16 protein-coding genes are annotated in these 17,038 nt (G+C 68.2%); all 16 read left to right on the top strand.

Annotated elements, in window-relative coordinates; genetic code table 11:
* The first annotated feature begins 65 nt into the window (after nt 1-65).
* Entirely contained in the window at nt 66-1,031 is a 966-nt protein-coding gene (locus tag AvAM_RS01935) for a tripartite tricarboxylate transporter substrate binding protein (RefSeq protein WP_137745482.1), read from the top strand.
* Entirely contained in the window at nt 1,028-2,314 is a 1,287-nt protein-coding gene (locus AvAM_RS01930; protein WP_137745481.1) for a 3-isopropylmalate dehydratase large subunit, read from the top strand. Before AvAM_RS01935 ends, AvAM_RS01930 begins: the two co-directional genes overlap by 4 nt.
* A complete protein-coding gene (locus AvAM_RS01925) occupies nt 2,311-2,898 on the top strand; it encodes a 3-isopropylmalate dehydratase (protein WP_375708130.1) in 588 nt (195 codons plus the stop codon). The genes AvAM_RS01930 and AvAM_RS01925 overlap by 4 nt, the downstream gene beginning before the upstream one ends.
* Entirely contained in the window at nt 2,891-4,603 is a 1,713-nt protein-coding gene (locus AvAM_RS01920) for a hydantoinase B/oxoprolinase family protein (protein WP_249367878.1), read from the top strand. Before AvAM_RS01925 ends, AvAM_RS01920 begins: the two co-directional genes overlap by 8 nt.
* On the top strand, nt 4,600-6,684 hold the full coding sequence (locus AvAM_RS01915; protein WP_137745480.1) for a hydantoinase/oxoprolinase family protein: 2,085 nt from the start codon (nt 4,600-4,602) through the stop codon (nt 6,682-6,684). Before AvAM_RS01920 ends, AvAM_RS01915 begins: the two co-directional genes overlap by 4 nt.
* Nucleotides 6,681-7,304 carry a cysteine hydrolase family protein gene (locus AvAM_RS01910; protein WP_137745479.1) on the top strand — a complete coding sequence of 208 codons (624 nt, stop codon included), beginning with the start codon at nt 6,681-6,683 and terminating at the stop codon, nt 7,302-7,304. The genes AvAM_RS01915 and AvAM_RS01910 overlap by 4 nt, the downstream gene beginning before the upstream one ends.
* Before the next feature lie 8 nt (nt 7,305-7,312).
* Complete coding sequence (locus tag AvAM_RS01905) at nt 7,313-8,728, top strand: FAD-dependent oxidoreductase (protein ID WP_137745478.1); 1,416 nt, start codon at nt 7,313-7,315, stop codon at nt 8,726-8,728.
* Nucleotides 8,729-8,732: 4 nt separating this feature from the next.
* Nucleotides 8,733-9,596, top strand: coding sequence for an oxaloacetate decarboxylase (locus tag AvAM_RS01900; RefSeq protein ID WP_137745477.1), 864 nt, complete (start codon nt 8,733-8,735; stop codon nt 9,594-9,596).
* A 318-nt stretch (nt 9,597-9,914) separates the two neighbouring features.
* Nucleotides 9,915-10,457, top strand: coding sequence for a peptide-methionine (S)-S-oxide reductase MsrA (gene msrA, locus AvAM_RS01895; protein WP_137745476.1), 543 nt, complete (start codon nt 9,915-9,917; stop codon nt 10,455-10,457).
* A 199-nt stretch (nt 10,458-10,656) separates the two neighbouring features.
* A complete protein-coding gene (locus AvAM_RS01890) occupies nt 10,657-11,082 on the top strand; it encodes a Fur family transcriptional regulator (protein ID WP_137745635.1) in 426 nt (141 codons plus the stop codon).
* Complete coding sequence (locus AvAM_RS01885) at nt 11,079-11,762, top strand: ABC transporter ATP-binding protein (RefSeq protein WP_137745475.1); 684 nt, start codon at nt 11,079-11,081, stop codon at nt 11,760-11,762. Before AvAM_RS01890 ends, AvAM_RS01885 begins: the two co-directional genes overlap by 4 nt.
* The gene (locus AvAM_RS01880) at nt 11,759-12,994 is read left to right on the top strand and encodes an FtsX-like permease family protein (RefSeq protein WP_137745474.1); all 1,236 of its coding nucleotides are present in this window, start codon (nt 11,759-11,761) and stop codon (nt 12,992-12,994) included. The genes AvAM_RS01885 and AvAM_RS01880 overlap by 4 nt, the downstream gene beginning before the upstream one ends.
* A gap of 64 nt (nt 12,995-13,058) precedes the next feature.
* Nucleotides 13,059-13,310 carry a hypothetical protein gene (locus tag AvAM_RS01875; RefSeq protein ID WP_137745473.1) on the top strand — a complete coding sequence of 84 codons (252 nt, stop codon included), beginning with the start codon at nt 13,059-13,061 and terminating at the stop codon, nt 13,308-13,310.
* Between the two features lie 52 nt (nt 13,311-13,362).
* The gene (locus AvAM_RS01870) at nt 13,363-14,052 is read left to right on the top strand and encodes a DUF3299 domain-containing protein (protein ID WP_249367875.1); all 690 of its coding nucleotides are present in this window, start codon (nt 13,363-13,365) and stop codon (nt 14,050-14,052) included.
* 36 nt (nt 14,053-14,088) lie between these two features.
* Entirely contained in the window at nt 14,089-14,538 is a 450-nt protein-coding gene (locus tag AvAM_RS01865) for a hypothetical protein (protein WP_249367873.1), read from the top strand.
* A 332-nt stretch (nt 14,539-14,870) separates the two neighbouring features.
* Nucleotides 14,871-16,913 carry a TonB-dependent receptor domain-containing protein gene (locus tag AvAM_RS01860; protein ID WP_171012114.1) on the top strand — a complete coding sequence of 681 codons (2,043 nt, stop codon included), beginning with the start codon at nt 14,871-14,873 and terminating at the stop codon, nt 16,911-16,913.
* Nucleotides 16,914-17,038: the final 125 nt, after the last annotated feature.

Below are 17,038 nucleotides of genomic sequence, written 5' to 3'. Positions count from 1 at the left end.
CCTGCACTTGCCCCGCAAGCCACCACCCCGCAAGTCACAAAACCACAGGATTGGAGACACACCCCATGACTTCACGCCGTCACATCTTGGTTGCCCTGGGCGCCGCGCCCGCCCTGTGGCAGGGCCCGCTGGCGCTGGCCCAAGGCAACACCCCCATCCGCATCCTGGTGGGTGCCCCGGCCGGCGGCTCCACCGACACGCTGGCGCGCACCCTGGCCATCGAAATGGGCCGCCTGCTAGGCCGCACCGTCATTGTCGAGAACCGACCTGGCGCGGGCGGCAACATCGCGGCCGACGCGGTAGCCAAGGCCGCGCCCGATGGCAATACCCTGCTGATGAGCTTCACCAGCCATGCCATCAACGCCAGCCTGTACAAGACGCTGCCGTTCGACCCCATCAAGGACTTCACGCCGCTGACCTGCGTGGCGACCTCGCCCTCGGTGCTGGTGGCCAACCCCGCGGTGCCCGCCAAGGATGTGCGCGAGCTGATTGCCCTGGCCAAGGCCAAGCCCGGCAAGCTCAACTTTGCGATCGGCGCCGTGGGCTCGTCCCTGCACCTTGCGGGGGACGCGTTCAAGATGCAGTCGGGTGCCTACATCGTGAACATTCCGTACCGGGGCACTGCGCCCGCGCTGCAGGATGTGCTGGCCGGGCAAGTGGAGCTGATGTTTGCCGCCGTGGGCAATGCCCAGGCGCAGATCCGCGCGGGCAAGCTCAAGGCGCTGGGGGTGACCAGCGTGCAGCGCCTGCCCGCGTTCCCCGATGTGCCCGCGATTGCCGAGGTGCTGCCCGGTTATGAGTCCAGTGCCTGGTTCGGGCTGTTCGGCCCGGGGCAGATGAACCCGGAGCTGGCCAAACGCATCAGCGACGCAGCACGCCAGGCCATTGCCTCGCCCGATGTAAAGCGGCGCCTGGAGCACGAAGGTGCCGTGCCCGTGGGCAACAGCCCCGAAGAGTTTGCGCGCTTTGTGCAGGCCGAGATTCCGCGCTGGGCCAAGGTGGTGCAGTTTTCTGGAGCCAAGCCCGAATGAGCGTCCGTTCCAGCCCCCCGAGCACGCTGGCGCAGAAGCTCGTGGCCCGCGCCAGTGGCCGCGACCGCGTCACGCCTGGCGAGATCGTCAATTGCCGTGTCGATCTGGCCATGTTCCACGACTCGTCCGGCCCACGCCGGCTCAAGCCCATGCTGGAAGAGCTGGGCGCCCAGATCTGGGACAAGCGCCGCGTGGTCCTGGTGATGGACCACTACCTGCCCGAGCGCGACGACGAATCGCGCCGCATCGTGCGCATCGCCCGCGACTGGGCGCGCGAGCAGGATTTGCCCCACGTGTACGACGGCCAGGGCATCTGCCATGTGGTGGTGCCCCAGCACGGCCACATCCGCCCCGGCATGTTCTGCGTGGGCGGCGACTCGCATTCACCCACGGGTGGCGCGTTTGGCGCCTATATGTTCGGCATTGGCAGCACCGAGATGCTGGGCGTGGTCGTGACCGGTGAAATCTGGCTGCGTGTGCCGCACACCCTGCAGATGCACTGGAGCGGCCGGCTGGCTGCAGGCGTGACCGCCAAGGACATGATGCTGCACATGATCGGCCGCTTTGGCATGAACGGCGGCCAGTACCAGGCCGTGGAATTCGCCGGGCCCGCCATTCAGGCGCTGGGCATGCAAGAGCGCATGACTCTGTCCAACATGAGCGCCGAGCTGGGCGCACAGGCCGGGCTGATTGCCCCCGACAACACCACCCGCGATTGGCTGCGGGCGGCGGGTGTGCCCGATGCAGACCTGCAGGGGCTGGATGCCTGGCGCACGGACGAAGGTGCTGACCTGACGCGCCACACTTTCGACGCCACCACGCTCACGCCCCAGGTCGCAGCCCCGCACAGCCCCGCCAACGCCGCGCCCGTGGCGCAGCATGCTGGGCAGGGCATTGACGTGGCCTACATCGGCGCCTGTACTGGCGCAAAGCTGGACGACCTGCGCGCCGCCGCCAGCGTGCTGCGTGGCCAGCGAGTGGCCCCCGGCGTGCGCCTGATGGTGGCGCCTGCCAGCCAGCGCGACCAGGCCGCCGCCCAGGCCGAAGGCGTGCTGCAGGTGCTGCAAGACGCAGGGGCTGAACTGTTCCCCACCACCTGTGGGGCCTGCGCGGGCTATGGCGACACGGTGGGCGACGCCACCAACGTTATCTCCAGCACGGCACGCAATTTCAAAGGCCGCATGGGCTCGCCCACGGCGCAGGTGTACCTGGCATCGCCGTACACGGTGGCGGCCTCGGCGCTGCGCGGCTGTATTACCGACCCCCGGGAGGTGCTGGCATGACGAGCAAACACCGGATGGCCGCAGCGCCGGGCCGCCCCAAGCAAGGCCCGGCCCCCTCGGGGGGCAGCGAACCACACGCAGTGGGGAGCGTGGGGGCACGAGTTTGGAAGTTGGGTGCCGACATCGACACCGACGTGCTAGCCCCCGGCCACGCCATGAAGCACGGCATCGACGTGCTGGCGCGCCACTGCCTCGAATCCGTACGCCCCGACTTTGTGGCGGGCGTGCGCAAGGGCGATGTGATCGTGGCCGGGCCCAACTTTGGTATTGGCTCCTCGCGCGAGCAGGCGGCTGCCGTGCTGGTGCGCCTGGGCGTGGCGGCGGTGATTGCGCCGTCGTTCAGTGGCCTCTACTTCCGCAACGCGTTCAACCTGGGCCTGCTGCTGCTGACCTGCCCCGAGGCCGACGCCGTCGCGGAGGGGGAGGGCATCACCCTGAACGAACAAACACCGTCGGTCACCACCGCCCAGGGGTGTGTGCTGGCCTGCGACCCGATTCCCCCTTTTCTTTTGGACATGGTGCGCGCCGGTGGGCTGATGAACCAGCTGCGCGCCCGCTTTGGCAAGGAGCCCCTGCATGGCTGAACACACCCCCACCCCGCAGCCCATGGACCCGGTCATGGACCCGGTCACGCTGGCCGTGCTGCGCGGACGGCTGGAACAGATCGCTGACGAGATGGACGCCACGCTGTACCGCAGCGCGTTCAATCCCATCATTGCCGAGGCGCATGACGCCTGCCACGGTCTGTACGACGCCGCCACCGGCGACACGCTGGTGCAAGGCAAGTCTGGCCTGCCGGTCTTCGTGGGTGCCATGGCGTTTGCAGTGCGCGCGGCCATGCGGGCGGCGGGCGAGCGCGGCGGTATCACGGCGGGGGATACCTGGCTGTTCAACGACCCCTACGAGGGCGGCACCCACGCCAATGATTTCAAGCTGGTGCGCCCGTTCTTCCGCAACGGGCAGCTGTTCTGCTTCCTGGCGTCGGCCGCGCACTGGCACGACGTGGGCGGCAACGTGCCCGGCAACTACAACCCGGCCGCCACCGAGTGCTGGCAAGAGGCGGTGCAGATTCCGCCCGTGCGCATCGTGCGCGGTGGCGTGTTCGACGACGACGTGCTCGCCATCCTCAAGGCCAACACCCGCCTGCCCGACAGCCTGTGGGGCGACCTGAATGGCCAGCTGGCCGCGCTGGATCTGGGCGAGCGCCGCCTGCACGACCTGCTGGACCAGTACGGCGATGCCCAGGTGCAGCAGGCCATGGGTGAGCTGCGCACGCGCGCTGTCAAGCTCATGCAGTCGCACATCGCGGCGCTGCCGGACGGGCGCTACAGCTTCAGCGACATCCTGGACAACGACGGCGTGAAGGACGAGCCGCTGACCATTGCGCTCGACATGACGGTGCAGGGCGACCGCCTGACGCTCGACTTTTCGCGCACCTCGCCGCAGTGCGCAGGGCCGGTCAACATCTCGCGCGCCACGGCCATTGCGGCCTGCTATGTGGCGCTCAAGCACTTGTTCCCGGATGTACCTGCCAATGCGGGTGTGCTGGACGCGGTGGACTTTGTGCTGCCCGAGGGCCTGGTCATCAGCGCCGCCCGCCCGCGCCCCGTGGGTGGCTACACCGAGACCATCCTGCGCATGATCGATGTGATCTTCAGCGCCACCGCACAGGCCGACCCGAAGCGCGCCATGGCCCAGGCTTACGGAACGATCAACGCGCTGTCCATCGCCGGGCTGCGCACCGATGCCGCGCGCAAGGGCCAACGCTGGGTGATGTTCAGCTTCTTCGGCGGCGGCCACGGCGGGCACAGCGATGGCGATGGCCTTAGCCACGGCAACGCGCCCATCTCCACCGCCACCATCCCGCCGCTCGAAATTCTGGAGGCGGCGTACCCCGTGCGCTTCACGCAGTGGGCGTTGCGGCCCGACTCGGGCGGCGACGGCCAGCACCGGGGTGGCCTGGGCGCCATCTATGAGATTGAGCTGCTGGAACAAGACGCCGAGGTTTTCATATTTGGCGAGCGCGGCAAGGCATCGCCTCAAGGAATTTCGGGCGGTAGCGCTGGTTCCATGAACGTCTTCAGCTATGAAAACGATAGTGAATGGAAGCAACCACCCATGCGCTCCAAGATGATCGGTATTCGCCTCAAGCACGGCGAGCGCGTGCGCCTGGAAACCCCCGGCGGTGGTGGCTACGGGGCCCCGGCCGCGCGGGATGCGGCAGCGCGTGAGAAGGATCTGGCGATGGGCTATGTGAGCGCCCCCTCCGTAATGAAAGGCAAGGCATGAGTAGCGGCAAGGTTTCGGACAAGGCTTTGAGCGAGGCGTCCTATGTGGTGGGCGTGGACGTGGGTGGCACCTTCACCGACCTGTTCGTGCTGGACGAGCGCGACGGCAGCGCCCGCATCGTCAAGGTGCCCAGCACCCGGGGCGAGGAGGCGCGCGGCTTCATGAATGGCGTGGCGCGTGTGGCTGACTCGGCCGGGCAGATCGCCACCATCGTGCACGGCACCACCGTGGGCACCAATGCGCTGCTGGAGCGCAAGGTGGCGCGCACCGGCATCATCACCACGCGCGGCTTTCGCGATGTGCTGGAGATGCGCCGCCGCGACCGGCCGCAGACCTGGGGCCTGCGCGGCAGCTTCGAGCCCATCGTGCCGCGCGACTTGCGGCTGGAGGTGGACGAGCGCGTGCTGGCCGACGGCGCGGTGCACACACCAGTAGATGTGGAGCAAGTCAAGGCGCAGGCCCGCGCGCTGCTGGAGGCGGGCTGCGAGGCCGTCTGCGTGTTCTTCATCAACACCTACGCCAACCCCGCCAACGAACAGGCCGCCGTAGCCGCCGTGCGCAGCGTGTGGCCCAACCCGCATGTGACGGCCGCCAGCGAGGTGCTGCCCGAAATCCGTGAGTTCGAGCGCTGCTCCACCGCCACGCTCAACGCGTCCCTGCAGCCCGTCGTGGGCAGCTACCTGGAGCGGCTGGAGGGCGACCTGCGCACGCAGGGCTTTGGCGGCGAGCTGCTCATCGTGCAGAGCAACGGCGGCGTGATGTCGCGCCAGACAGCCTGCGATGTGCCGGTGCGCACCGCGCTCTCGGGTCCCGCTGCGGGCGTGATTGCCTGCGCGGCCATTGCGCGTGCGGCAGGCTTCCCCGATGTGATCACGGGCGATATGGGCGGCACCTCCTTTGACGTGTCGCTGGTGGCCAAGGGCGAAGCGGCGCTGGCTGCACAAACGGCCATTGAGTTCGGCATGGTGGTGCGCTCGCCCATGATCCAGATCGAGACCATCGGCGCGGGTGGCGGCTCCATCGCCTCGGTAGACGCCAGCGGCATGCTGCAGGTGGGCCCCGAGTCGGCGGGCAGCATCCCCGGCCCGGCCTGCTATGGCCGGGGCAACACGCGCCCTACGGTGACAGATGCCAATGTGCTGCTGGGCCGCATTGCCGCCAACCGCCCCCTGGGCGGTGGTCTGCTGGCCGCCATGGACGCACAAAAGTCGCGCGACGCCATCGAGACCCATGTCGCCAAGCCCCTGGGCCTGGACGTGATGGCGGCGGCCGAAGCCATCCTTACGGTCGCCAACGCCAAGATGGCAGGCGCCGTGCGCGTGGTGTCCATCGAGCGTGGGCACGACCCGCGCCAGTTTGCCTATATGCCGTTTGGCGGCGGCGGCGCGCTGCATGTGTGCGCCATGATGCGCGAGGTGGGCGTGGGCACGGGCATCGTGCCGCGCTACCCCGGCGTGACCTCGGCCCTGGGCTGCGTGATGGCCGACATGCGCCACGACGCGGTACAGACGCTGAACAAGCCCCTGGCCGACCTGGACGTGGCCGACCTGCGCCAGCGCGTGGCCACACTGGCCGCCACCTGCCAGCAGCGGCTCGATTCCGCGGGCGTGAAGTTTGTGGAAGTGCAGGAGATCATTGCGCTCGACATGCTCTACGCCGGGCAGACGCACACTGTGCAGGTGCCTGTGGCGGCCGACGCGCTAAGCCATGACGGTATCCGCGCAGCGTTCGAGGCCGCCTACCGCGCCGCCTTTGGCCGCGTGCTTGACGGCATTGCCGTGCGGGTGATGAACCTGCGCTACGCCCGTGTCGGCGTGCGCCCCAAGTTCGACCTGACGGTGCTGGCCCCGCAGACCACCACCGTGAACCCCTCGCTGGGTGTGCAGCGTGTGTTCCACGCCGGTCGCTGGTGGGACGCCGCGCGCCATGCACGCCTGGACCTGCCTGTGGGCACCCGCATCGACGGTCCGGCCATCCTGGAGCAGCCCGACACCACGGTGTGGCTGGAGCCTGGCTTCAGCGCCACGGTGGACCCGCTGGGCAATCTGCTGGTGCGGGCTGACGCGGGGGACGGAGCATGAGCCACGACGCCATCGACCCGCGCCACACCGCGCTGGTCATCATCGACCTGCAAAACGACTTTCTGGCGCCGGATGGCGCCTATGCACGCGGCGGCGCGGTGAGCGCTGCCGCCCAGGCCTTGCCGCCACGGGTGGCTGCGGTGGCCCAGGCGCTCAAGGCGGCGGGCGGCATGGTGGTGGGCAGCCAGTTCACCCTGTGGCCCGACGCGCAGGGCGAGCCCATGGTCTCGCCCCACCTCAAGGCCTTGCGCCCGTTTCTGCGCCGTGGCGACTTTGCCCCCGGCAGCACGGGCCAGTCCCATGTGTCCGAGATCGCACCTTGGGTGGACGTGTCGGTGTGCAAGGTGGCGTATTCGGCCTTTTTCAACACCCAGCTTGACTGGGTGCTGCGCCGCGCGGGCATCACCACCGTGGTGGTGTGCGGCATCGTCACCAACGGGGGCGTGGCCAGTACAGTGCGCGATGCGCACATGCGCGACTACCAGACGCTGGTGCTGTCCGACGGCTGCGCGGCCTTCAGGCAGGAAGTGCACGACACCTCGCTGGCCGACATGGCCAACGTGGCCCAGGTGCTGACATGCGCCGACTTTGCGGCCGCTGTGGCGGTTCCTTCCGCATGAATGCGCCAATGAGTACGCCCCGCATCTGCCATGCCGAGCACATGCCCGGCAACGTGGCGCAAGACGCCCATGTGCCGGTGCTCATCGTGGGTGGCGGCGCCTGTGGCCTTACGGCGGCGCTGATGCTGCACGACGGCGGTGTGGACTGCGCCGTGCTGGAGCGCGATGCCACGCCGCTGGGCTCCTCGGCCCTGTCATCCGGCTTTATCCCCGCGCCCGGCACGCAGGCGCAGCGCGCGGCGGGCATTGACGACGACAGCCCGGAGCGGTTCGCCACCGACATCAGCGCCAAGGCCAAGGGCAGGGCGGCGCCGCATCTGGTGCAGGCCTATGCCCAGGCCATAGGCCCGGCGCTGGACGCACTGCAAACGCGCCACGGCCTGCAGTGGCAGGTGCTCGATGGATTCTTGTACCCCGGCCACAGCGTGCGCCGCATGCACGCCACCCCCGAGAAAACTGGCGTGGGCCTGATGGGCCGCCTGGCCAACGCCGTGACAGCGGCGGACATTCCGCTGATCACCGAAGCCACGGTGCGCGAGCTGTGGGTCAACGCCCAACAGCGCGTGATCGGTGTGGGCTACGAGCGGCCCGACGGCACGCTGGAGCACCTGGCCTGCGACGCACTCATCCTGGCCTGCAACGGCTTTGGCGGTAACTCGGCCATGGTGCGCGAGCTGTTGCCCGAGATGCGCGATGCGCTGTTCGCCGGCCACACCGGCAACGACGGCAGCGCCATTGCCTGGGGCCAGGCGCTGGGCGCCCGGCTGGCCGACCTGGGCGGCTACCAGGGCCACGGCTCCTGGGCCATTCCGCAGGGCGCGTTGATCTCTTGGGCGCTGATGATGGAAGGCGGCATCCAGGTCAATGCACTGGGCGAGCGCTTTCACGACGAAACGCAGGGCTACTCCGAGGCCTCGGTGCATGTGCTGGCGCAGCCGGGTGGCGTGGCGTGGAACGTGTTCGATGCCCCCATCCTCGCACTGGCCCGTGGCTTCCCGGACTTTGTGGATGCCGAGGCAGCCGGTGCTGTCAAGCACTGCGACAGCGTGCAGGCGCTGGCGGCCACCATCGGCTGCGAAGAATCAAAATTGATAGCTACTCTCGCAAGCCTGACGGGCGGTAGCAGCCAAAATGATGCAAATCACCGAACTTTTAGCCGTCCATTGCAGGCACCGTTCTGCGCCGTCAAGGTGACCGGCGCGCTGTTCCACACCCAGGGCGGGCTGGACATCGACGCTCAGTGCCGCGTGCTCAGCCAGCACGGCCAGCCATTTCCCAATCTGCTGGCCGCAGGCGGTGCGGCCCGTGGCGTGTCGGGTGACGCGGTCTGGGGCTATCTCTCCGGCAACGGCCTGCTCAGCGCCGTGGCTGGTGGCTACATCGCCGCGCACACGGCGGCAGAGCTGACCCGCCAGAAAGTTTGAAGACATGACCCCTTCATCGTTGAAAGAACGCCTTAACCAACCCCGCGCCATCCTGGCCCCCGGCGTGTACGACGCCCTGAGCGCCCTGGTGGCCGAACAGGCGGGCTTCGAGGCGCTGTACCTCTCGGGCGCATCGATTGCCTACACGCGCCTGGGCCGCTCCGACGTGGGCCTGACCACCTACACCGAAGTGGAAGACACCCTGGCCCGCATCACCGAGCGTGTGCGAACGCCCGTCATCGTCGATGCCGACACCGGCTTTGGCAATGCACTCAACACCCAGCGCACGGTGCGCGGCTTTGAGCGTGCGGGCGCGGCCATGGTGCAGATTGAGGACCAAGGATTTCCCAAGCGCTGCGGGCATCTGGATGGCAAAACCGTGGTGCCTGTGGCCGAGATGTGCGGCAAGCTCAAGGCCGCGCTGGACGCGCGCCGCAGCGCCCACACGCTGATCCTGGCCCGTACCGACGCGCTGGCTGTGGAGGGCATTAACGCCGCCTTCGACCGCGCCGAGGGGTATCTGGAATGTGGTGTAGACGCGCTGTTCATCGAAGCCCTGCGCACCCCCGAGCAGATGGACGTAGCCTGCCAGCGCTTTGCCTACCGCATCCCGCTGCTGGCCAATATGGTCGAAGGCGGCAAGACGCCGATCCATAGCGCGCAAGAGCTGCAGCAGCGCGGTTTTCGCATCGTGATCTTCCCGGGCGGCACTGCCCGCGCCGTGGCGCACACGCTGCAGGGCTACTACGCCAGCCTGCGCACGCACCAGACCACGGCGCCGTTCAAGGACCGGATGATGGACTTTGACGGCCTGAATGCGCTGATTGGCACGCCCGAACTGATGGCCCAGGGCCGCCAGTACGAGTAATTCCGCTTCTAAGAGCGGCTAACAAAACTCAGCGAAGCGGTTCTGGCTAGGCGCTGTGTCGCAGGCAGTACGAGCAGTACGACAAGACACAGCAACGACGCCAGAAGAGTTTTGTTAGCCGCTCTAAATCATCCGTGTCGTTGTTGCTTCGCCTTGCCGTGCTACAGCACTGTCTGCGGCTTCGCGCCTAGACACGGATGATTTGGAAACGGAATAGCCGCCCAGCCGCACAGACCCAATGCCCCCGTCCACACTGCGGCGGGTGAGGGCGCGTACCATGCCGCCAGCGTTCTTCCCCCGAACTGCATGGAGATCCACATGGCCCACAACCCACAAACCATCACCCTCGGCGGCGGCTGCTTCTGGTGCACCGAAGCTGTGTTCGACCGCGTGCGCGGCATCACCGACGTGGAAAGCGGTTACACCAACGGCCACACCGTCAACCCCACTTACGAGCAGATCTGTGAGGGCGACACCGGCCACGCCGAGGTGGTGCGCCTGACGTTCGATGCCGACGAGATCAGCCTGGAAGACATCCTGGAAATCTTCTTCCACACCCACGACCCGACCACCCTCAACCGCCAGGGCAACGACGTGGGCACGCAGTACCGCAGCGGCATCTACTATGACAACCCCGAGCACGGCGAGATCGCCAACGCCATGATCCGCCAGATGTCGCAAGACAATCTGTTTGGCGCGCCCATCACCACCGAAGTGAAGCCGCTGCAGAACTACAGCACGGCCGAGGCCTACCACCAGGACTACTTTGCGAACCACCCCAACGCGGGGTACTGCGCGTTTGTGGTGGGGCCGAAGGTGGAGAAATTCAGGAAGACGTTTGCGCGGTATTTGAAGGGCTGACGCTGAGGCGCTGGCGATCACGATAGAGGCCCAATCCATCTCCTGCGCTCTGGTTTCACTGCCCCGAATAGCCGGTGGGCTCGGAATGAGGCTGTTGGCGGGCATAATGCAACCCGATTGCGTTAGGTGCAGTGCATCTGCATTCCCCATGCCACTACCTTCCTCCCAACGTCCCCAGCCCTGGTCCCTCCCGCCCGGCATGCGCGCCACCCGCGCTACACGGGCGTTGGCGGCGGTGTATGCGGCGCAGCCTGACGCGGCTTTGTCCGAACCCGAAGTCGAGGCCGCGCTAGTGGCCGCCGGTGTGGCGGTCAACAAGGTCACCGTTTACCGCATGCTCGACCGTTTTGCCGCTGCAGGGCTGCTGAACAAGCAGGTCGATGCCGCCCGCGTGACGCGGTATGCGCTGGCGCCGCAGGGGGAAGAGGGCGCCGCACCGCGCTTTGAATGCGACGACTGCCACCGCCAGTTCCGCCTGTCGCAAGGTTCGGCCAAGGTGCAGACGGCGCTCAAACAAGTGCTGCAGGCTTTGGCCACGGCGGGGCATGAAAGCCTGGCGGTGGACATTGCCGTGCACGGGCGCTGTGCCGACTGTGCCCACCCGGCCGAGGGCGCAGCCGCATGATCCGCACCCGGGGGCTCTCCTACACCTATGCCACGGGCGGCGCGGCGCCGCTGCGCTTTCCGGATGTGGACCTGCGCCAGGGCGGCACGCTGCTGCTGCGCGGGCGCTCGGGCACCGGCAAATCGACCTGGCTGGCGCTGATGGCGGGGCTGCGCGGTGCCAGCGGGGGCGATCTGTTTGTGGCTGGCACCCAATTGGGCACGCAGCGCGGGGCCGAGATTGATGCCTGGCGCGCGCGCACCATCGGGTTTTTGCCGCAGAAGCTGTACCTCAGCAGCGCACTCACCGTGGCCGACAACCTGGCGCTGGCCTACTTTGCGGCCGGGCAGTCGCGGGACGATGCGGCCATTGCCCGCGCGCTCACCCAGGTGGGCGTGGCCGAACTGGCCGCCCGCAGGCCGCACCAGCTCTCCGGTGGTCAGGCACAGCGCGTGGCGCTGGCGCGGGCGGTGCTGCTGGCGCCGCAGGTGCTGCTGGCGGACGAACCCACGGCCAGCCTGGATGACGAGGCTGCCGCTGATGCGCTGGCCCTGCTGCAGCAGAGCGCCGCCGCCTGCGATGCCAGCCTGGTCATCGCCACCCACGACCAGCGTGTGGTGCAGGCGCTGGCCGGTGCGCAGACGCTGGATTTGAATGAAATAGCGGCCCTCCGCGCAACAGACCGGCGCGAGCAGCTATGAAAAACATAGTAAAACTGGCCCGCCTGTCGTGGCGCTACCTGTGGTCCCGCCCGCTGGCGGCCGTGCTCAACCTGCTGGTGCTCACGCTGGGCCTGGCCGCCATCACCCTGGTGCTGCTGGTGGCCACGCAGCTCGACAAGGCGTTTGAGCGCGACCTGAGCGGCATCGACCTGGTGGTGGGCGCCAAGGGCAGCCCGCTGCAGCTCATCCTGTCGGGTGTGTTCCACATCGACGTGCCGACGGGCAACATCCCGCTGCAAGAGGTGTTGGCGCTGCAGACGAACCCGCTGGTGGCGCAGGTCATCCCGCTGAGCCTGGGCGACAGCTACCAGGGCTTTCGCATTGTGGGCACCACGCCGGACTACCTCACGCACTACGAGGCCACGCTGGCCGAAGGCGCACCGTGGCAACAACCCATGGACGCGGTGCTGGGCGCCAACGTGGCGCGGGGCATTGTCAAAGCCAGCCATGCCGATGCGCCCCTGGTGGGCGCCACCTTTGTCGGCAGCCACGGCCTGGGTGGGGGAGGGCACGCCCATGGCGACCACCCCTACCGCGTGAGCGGCGTGCTCGCGCCCTGCGGCTGCGTGCTGGACCGGCTGATTCTGACCAGCACCGAATCGGTCTGGATGGTGCACGAGACCGCCACGGCCAACGATGCCGAGGACCTAGAAATCATGAAGCAGGAGCGCGAGGTGACCGTGGCCCTGGTGCGCTACCGCACGCCGATGGCTGCCATCTCGCTGCCGCGCCAGGTGAACAGCGGCACGTCTATGCAGGCAGCGGCACCCGCGATTGAGGTCACGCGCCTGCTGCGCCTGCTGGGCGTGGGCGCCGATGTGCTGCGCGCTTTTGGTGGCGTGCTGCTGGCGGTGGCAGCGCTCAGCGTTTTCATCGCGCTGTGGAATGCTGTGCGCGAGCGCCGCGCTGACCTGGCCATGCTGCGCATGCTGGGCGCGCCACCGGGCCGCGTGGCCGGGCTGGTGCTGTGGGAGGCGCTGTGGCTGGCTGCGCTGGCGTCCCTGCTGGGCCTGCTGCTGGGCCATGCGCTCACCCATGGCCTGGGCTGGGCGTTGCAGGCACAGGGGTTGCTACCCGTCACCGGCTGGATCTGGCTGCCTGCCGAGGCGGGCGTGCCACTTCTGGCGGCGGGCGTGGCAGCACTGGCGGCACTGCTGCCCGCGATGCAGGCCTACCGCACCGACGTGGCGGATTTGTTAAGTCAGCCCTGATGCCGTCCCCGCGCCCACCCCTTCATCCAACCTCCATCCATCACCCCAACCTGAAAGTCTTTCCATGAAAAAGCTCCTTACCGCTCTCGCCCTGGTCCCCATGCTCCTCGCCGGTGCCCTGGCCCACGCCCAAGCGCACAGCGACAAGGAAACCAAGGCCGATGTCGAGCGCCACCGCGCCATGGCCGCTGCACACGAGGCCGCAGCCAAATGCCTGGAGTCGGGCAAGGGCCATGACCAGTGCCAGAAAGACCTGCAGGCCGCCTGCAAGAACCTGGCTATCGGAAAATACTGCGGCATGAAGCACGCGCACTGATTTGCGGCTTAGCCACTCTCCACGTCAGACCCCACCAACAGGTTCTCCCGCCATGGCCATCTTCCCGCCCCACCGCCTGAACGTTGCCTCTCGGGCACACGCCGCCCGCCGGGCTCGCGCCGCGCGCCACATGGTGGCAGCAGCCGCGCTGATGGGCTGCGCCGGGGCCGTGTGGGCCCAGGCGCCCAGCCAGCCCCCGGCCACCAAGCCCGAGCCCGGCGCGTTCGAGCGCGCCACGGGCCGGACCGCCGCAGCGCCCGGTGCCACCAGCCCAGCCCCCGTGCTCTCGTCGCCCATGCCCGCCGGGGCGGCTGCGGGCATCCCGTCGGGGACCGGGGCGGGGTACCACAACCCCAACAGCCCCATCGCACCGCTGCCCCAGCGCAACGACGTGGTGCCGTGGTCGGTGCTGACCGACCTGACCCGCAAGACCACCAAGGACGGCATCGTGCCCGTGTTCAACGAGGCGCAAAAAGGCATGGACAAGAGCGTGCAGCGCATCCAGGGTTTCATGATGCCGCTGGACGCCAAGGCCACACAGACACACTTCTTGCTTACCTCCGTGCCCATGACGTGCTCGTTCTGCCTGCCCGGCGGGCCCGAAAGCATGGTCGAGGTCAAGGCCAAGACCCCCGTGCGGTATTCGATGGAGCCCGTGGTGGTGGAGGGCCGCTTTACCGTGCTCACCAACGACCAGTACGGCCTGTACTACCGCGTGGTCGATGCCGTGCAGGTGAAGTGACCCGGGCCCCGACCTGGCTCCGCCTGTAACCAGCCCATGACGCGCCACCGCTTCGGTCTGCTCAAGCACCGGCTGCCCGCCTCGCCGCGCGGCGCAGGGCAGGGCGCGTCTGCGCGCTGGTGGGCGCAGCTCGCCCTGGCATGGCTGGTGCTGGCCCTGGTCGCGGCGCCCAGCCTGGGGCGCCTGCACCAGGTGGTGCATGGCGATGCGCTGGACCGGGTGCAGGCCTCTGCCCACGCCCACAGCCACACCAAAGCCACGGCGGGCGCAGAGCACAGCCACGGGCTGATCGCACAGCTGGTGGCAGGCCACGCCCCTGCCGATTGTTTGTTGCTCGACCAGCTCGCGCTGGGCGACGCATTGCACAGCGCCCCCCTGGCGCTGCCCGAGGCCACGCCCACGCAGGCGCAGCCGCATCCCCCGGCCGGGCGCACCACGCTCCCGCACACCGCGCTGTTCCTGGCGCGCGGCCCGCCAGCGGCCTGAGCCCGACCGCCAGCGCTTGCCGTTTGTGGCGCCGCCCCACCCGTTGCGGGTCGGGTCACGCCGCGCAGGCCTCTTGGCACTCCAAAACTCCTGATTTCATAGCTAGAAGCGCAATACCAACGCGCGCAGAAGGCTATTTTTATTCCTATTTTCACGCCCGCAAGGCGGGAAGCTGTTCGTCCGTCCGCCTGCGCACACCCGGCCCGCCTGGTGGGGTGCAGCGCATGCCTGTCTTGCAAGCCTTGACCACCATGACCTCCATCTCTTTTGCCCACCCCGTAATGCCCCAACGCCGCCGCCCCACCACCCTGCACCCCGTGGCCCTGGCCGCCATGCTGGCGCTGTCGGGCGCGGGCCCCATCGCCCAGGCGCAGACCACGGCCCTGGCTGCGGCCGAAGCCACGCCCAGTCTGCCGCCCGTCACCGTCTCTGCCAGCGGCCTGCAACTGGGCACCAGCGACATGACCACGCCCGCCACCGTGCTCGAAGGCGACGAACTCGTGCGCCGCCGCGAGGCCACGCTGGGCGAAACGCTCAACAGCGAGCCAGGCATCACCAGCAGCCACTTTGGCGCGGGCGCCAGCCGCCCCATCATTCGCGGCATGGACGGCCCGCGCGTCAAGGTGCTGAGCGACGGCGCCGAGCTGCACGACGCCTCCACCATCAGCCCCGACCACGCCGTGGTGTCCGAGCCGCTGCTGGCCACCCAGATCGAGGTGCTGCGCGGCCCTTCAGCCCTGATCTATGGCAACGGCGCCGTGGGCGGCGTGGTCAACGTGCTGGATGGCAAGGTGCCCACCGCCGTCCCGGCCAAGGGGCTGGAGGGCAGCGCAGAGCTGCGCGCCAACAGCGGCGCACGCGAAGGCGCCGGGGCCTTCTCGCTCACCGGCGGCACCGGCAACCTGGCCGTGCATGTGGAAGGCGTGGCGCGCGATGCGGGCGACTACCGCGTGGGCAAAGGCTGGGCGCCCGAGGACGAAGCCACGCGCAAGGTGCTTGGCAGCTTCAACCGCACCAACACCGGCAGCGTGGGCCTGTCGTGGGTGGGCGACCGGGGCTACCTGGGTGCGGCCTACACCCGCCAGGCCGCCAAATACGGCCTGCCGGGCCACAACCACAGCTTTGAGGGCTGCCACACCCACGGCAACCAGCTGCACTGCGGCGCCCACGAAGGGGAAGAAGACGGCCACGACCATGACCATGGCGCAGGACATGGCGACGTCCCGGTGGTCGATCTGCGCAGCGAACGCTTTGACATCCGGGGCGAGCTGCGCAACCCGTTTGCGGGCTTCTCGGCCCTGCGGCTGCGCGCGGGGGTGACGGACTACGTGCACGACGAGGTGGAAGACGGCGCCGTCAGCACCACCTTCAAGAACAAGGCTTACGACACACGCATCGAGCTGCAGCACGAGCCCATCGCCGGGTTCAAGGGCGTGATCGGCCTGCAGACCTCGCAGCGCAAATTCAGCGCCGAAGGCGAAGAGGCCTACGTGCAACCCACCGTCACCCGCCGCACCGGCCTGTTTGCGCTGGAGGAATACCGCCTGGGCGACTGGCGCTTTGAAGCCGCCCTGCGCCACGACCGCCAGACCGCCCGCGCCGAAACCAGCGACATCGAACGCAGCCACAACGGCACGTCCGCGTCGCTGGGCGCGGTCTGGAAGTTCACCCCCGGCTACCAGCTGGGCGCCTCCTTCACCCGCGCCAGCCGTGCCCCCTCGGCCGAAGAGCTGTACGCACGCGGCCTGCACATGGCCACCAGCACGTACGAGCGCGGCGATGCCAGCCTGCGTTCTGAAACCTCGCAGAACTTCGACCTCAGCCTGAAAAAGACGGCGGGCGACACCACCTTTGGCGTGAGCGTGTTCCGCAACCGCATCAACAACTACATCTATGGACGCACGCTCGATGCGCTGGATGGGCTGCAACTGCTGCAGTACAGCCAGGCCGACGCCACCTTCACCGGCATCGAAGGCCAGGTGCGCCAGCGTCTGAACCGCAACCTGGGCATCACCCTGTTCGGCGACACCGTGCGCGCCAGGATCGACGGCGCTGGCAACCTGCCACGCATCCCCGCCACCCGTGCCGGCCTGCGCCTGGACGGCAACTGGAACGCCTGGGAAGGCCAGGTGGAATGGGTGCAGGTGGCTCGCCAGAACCGCATCGCCGCCTTCGAAACCGCAACCCCCGGCTACGGCATGCTGAATGTGGGTCTGGCCTACAACGGCCAGTTCAGCGGCGGCACGCCCTGGCAGGTGTACTTGAAGGGCACCAACCTGACAGACCGTCTGGCCTACGCCCACACCTCGTTCATCAAGAACGCGGCGCCGCTGATGGGTCGCAACCTGACGGTGGGGGTGAAGGTGGCGTTCTGACGGGCGATGCCGTCGTGCTGTGAGCGAGCCAGCAGCGGGGGAGGGCGTTGCTGGCTTGCACGCATTCACTGCACAAAACCACCGAGACCAAGGATGGCTGAGATGCATGCCATACTAGCTTTTAG

This window comes from Acidovorax sp. NB1 (assembly GCF_005405905.1).
GTDB lineage: Bacteria > Pseudomonadota > Gammaproteobacteria > Burkholderiales > Burkholderiaceae_C > Acidovorax.
Note: the sequence above shows the minus strand (reverse complement) of the source record. Positions and strands in the feature narration are given on the sequence as shown.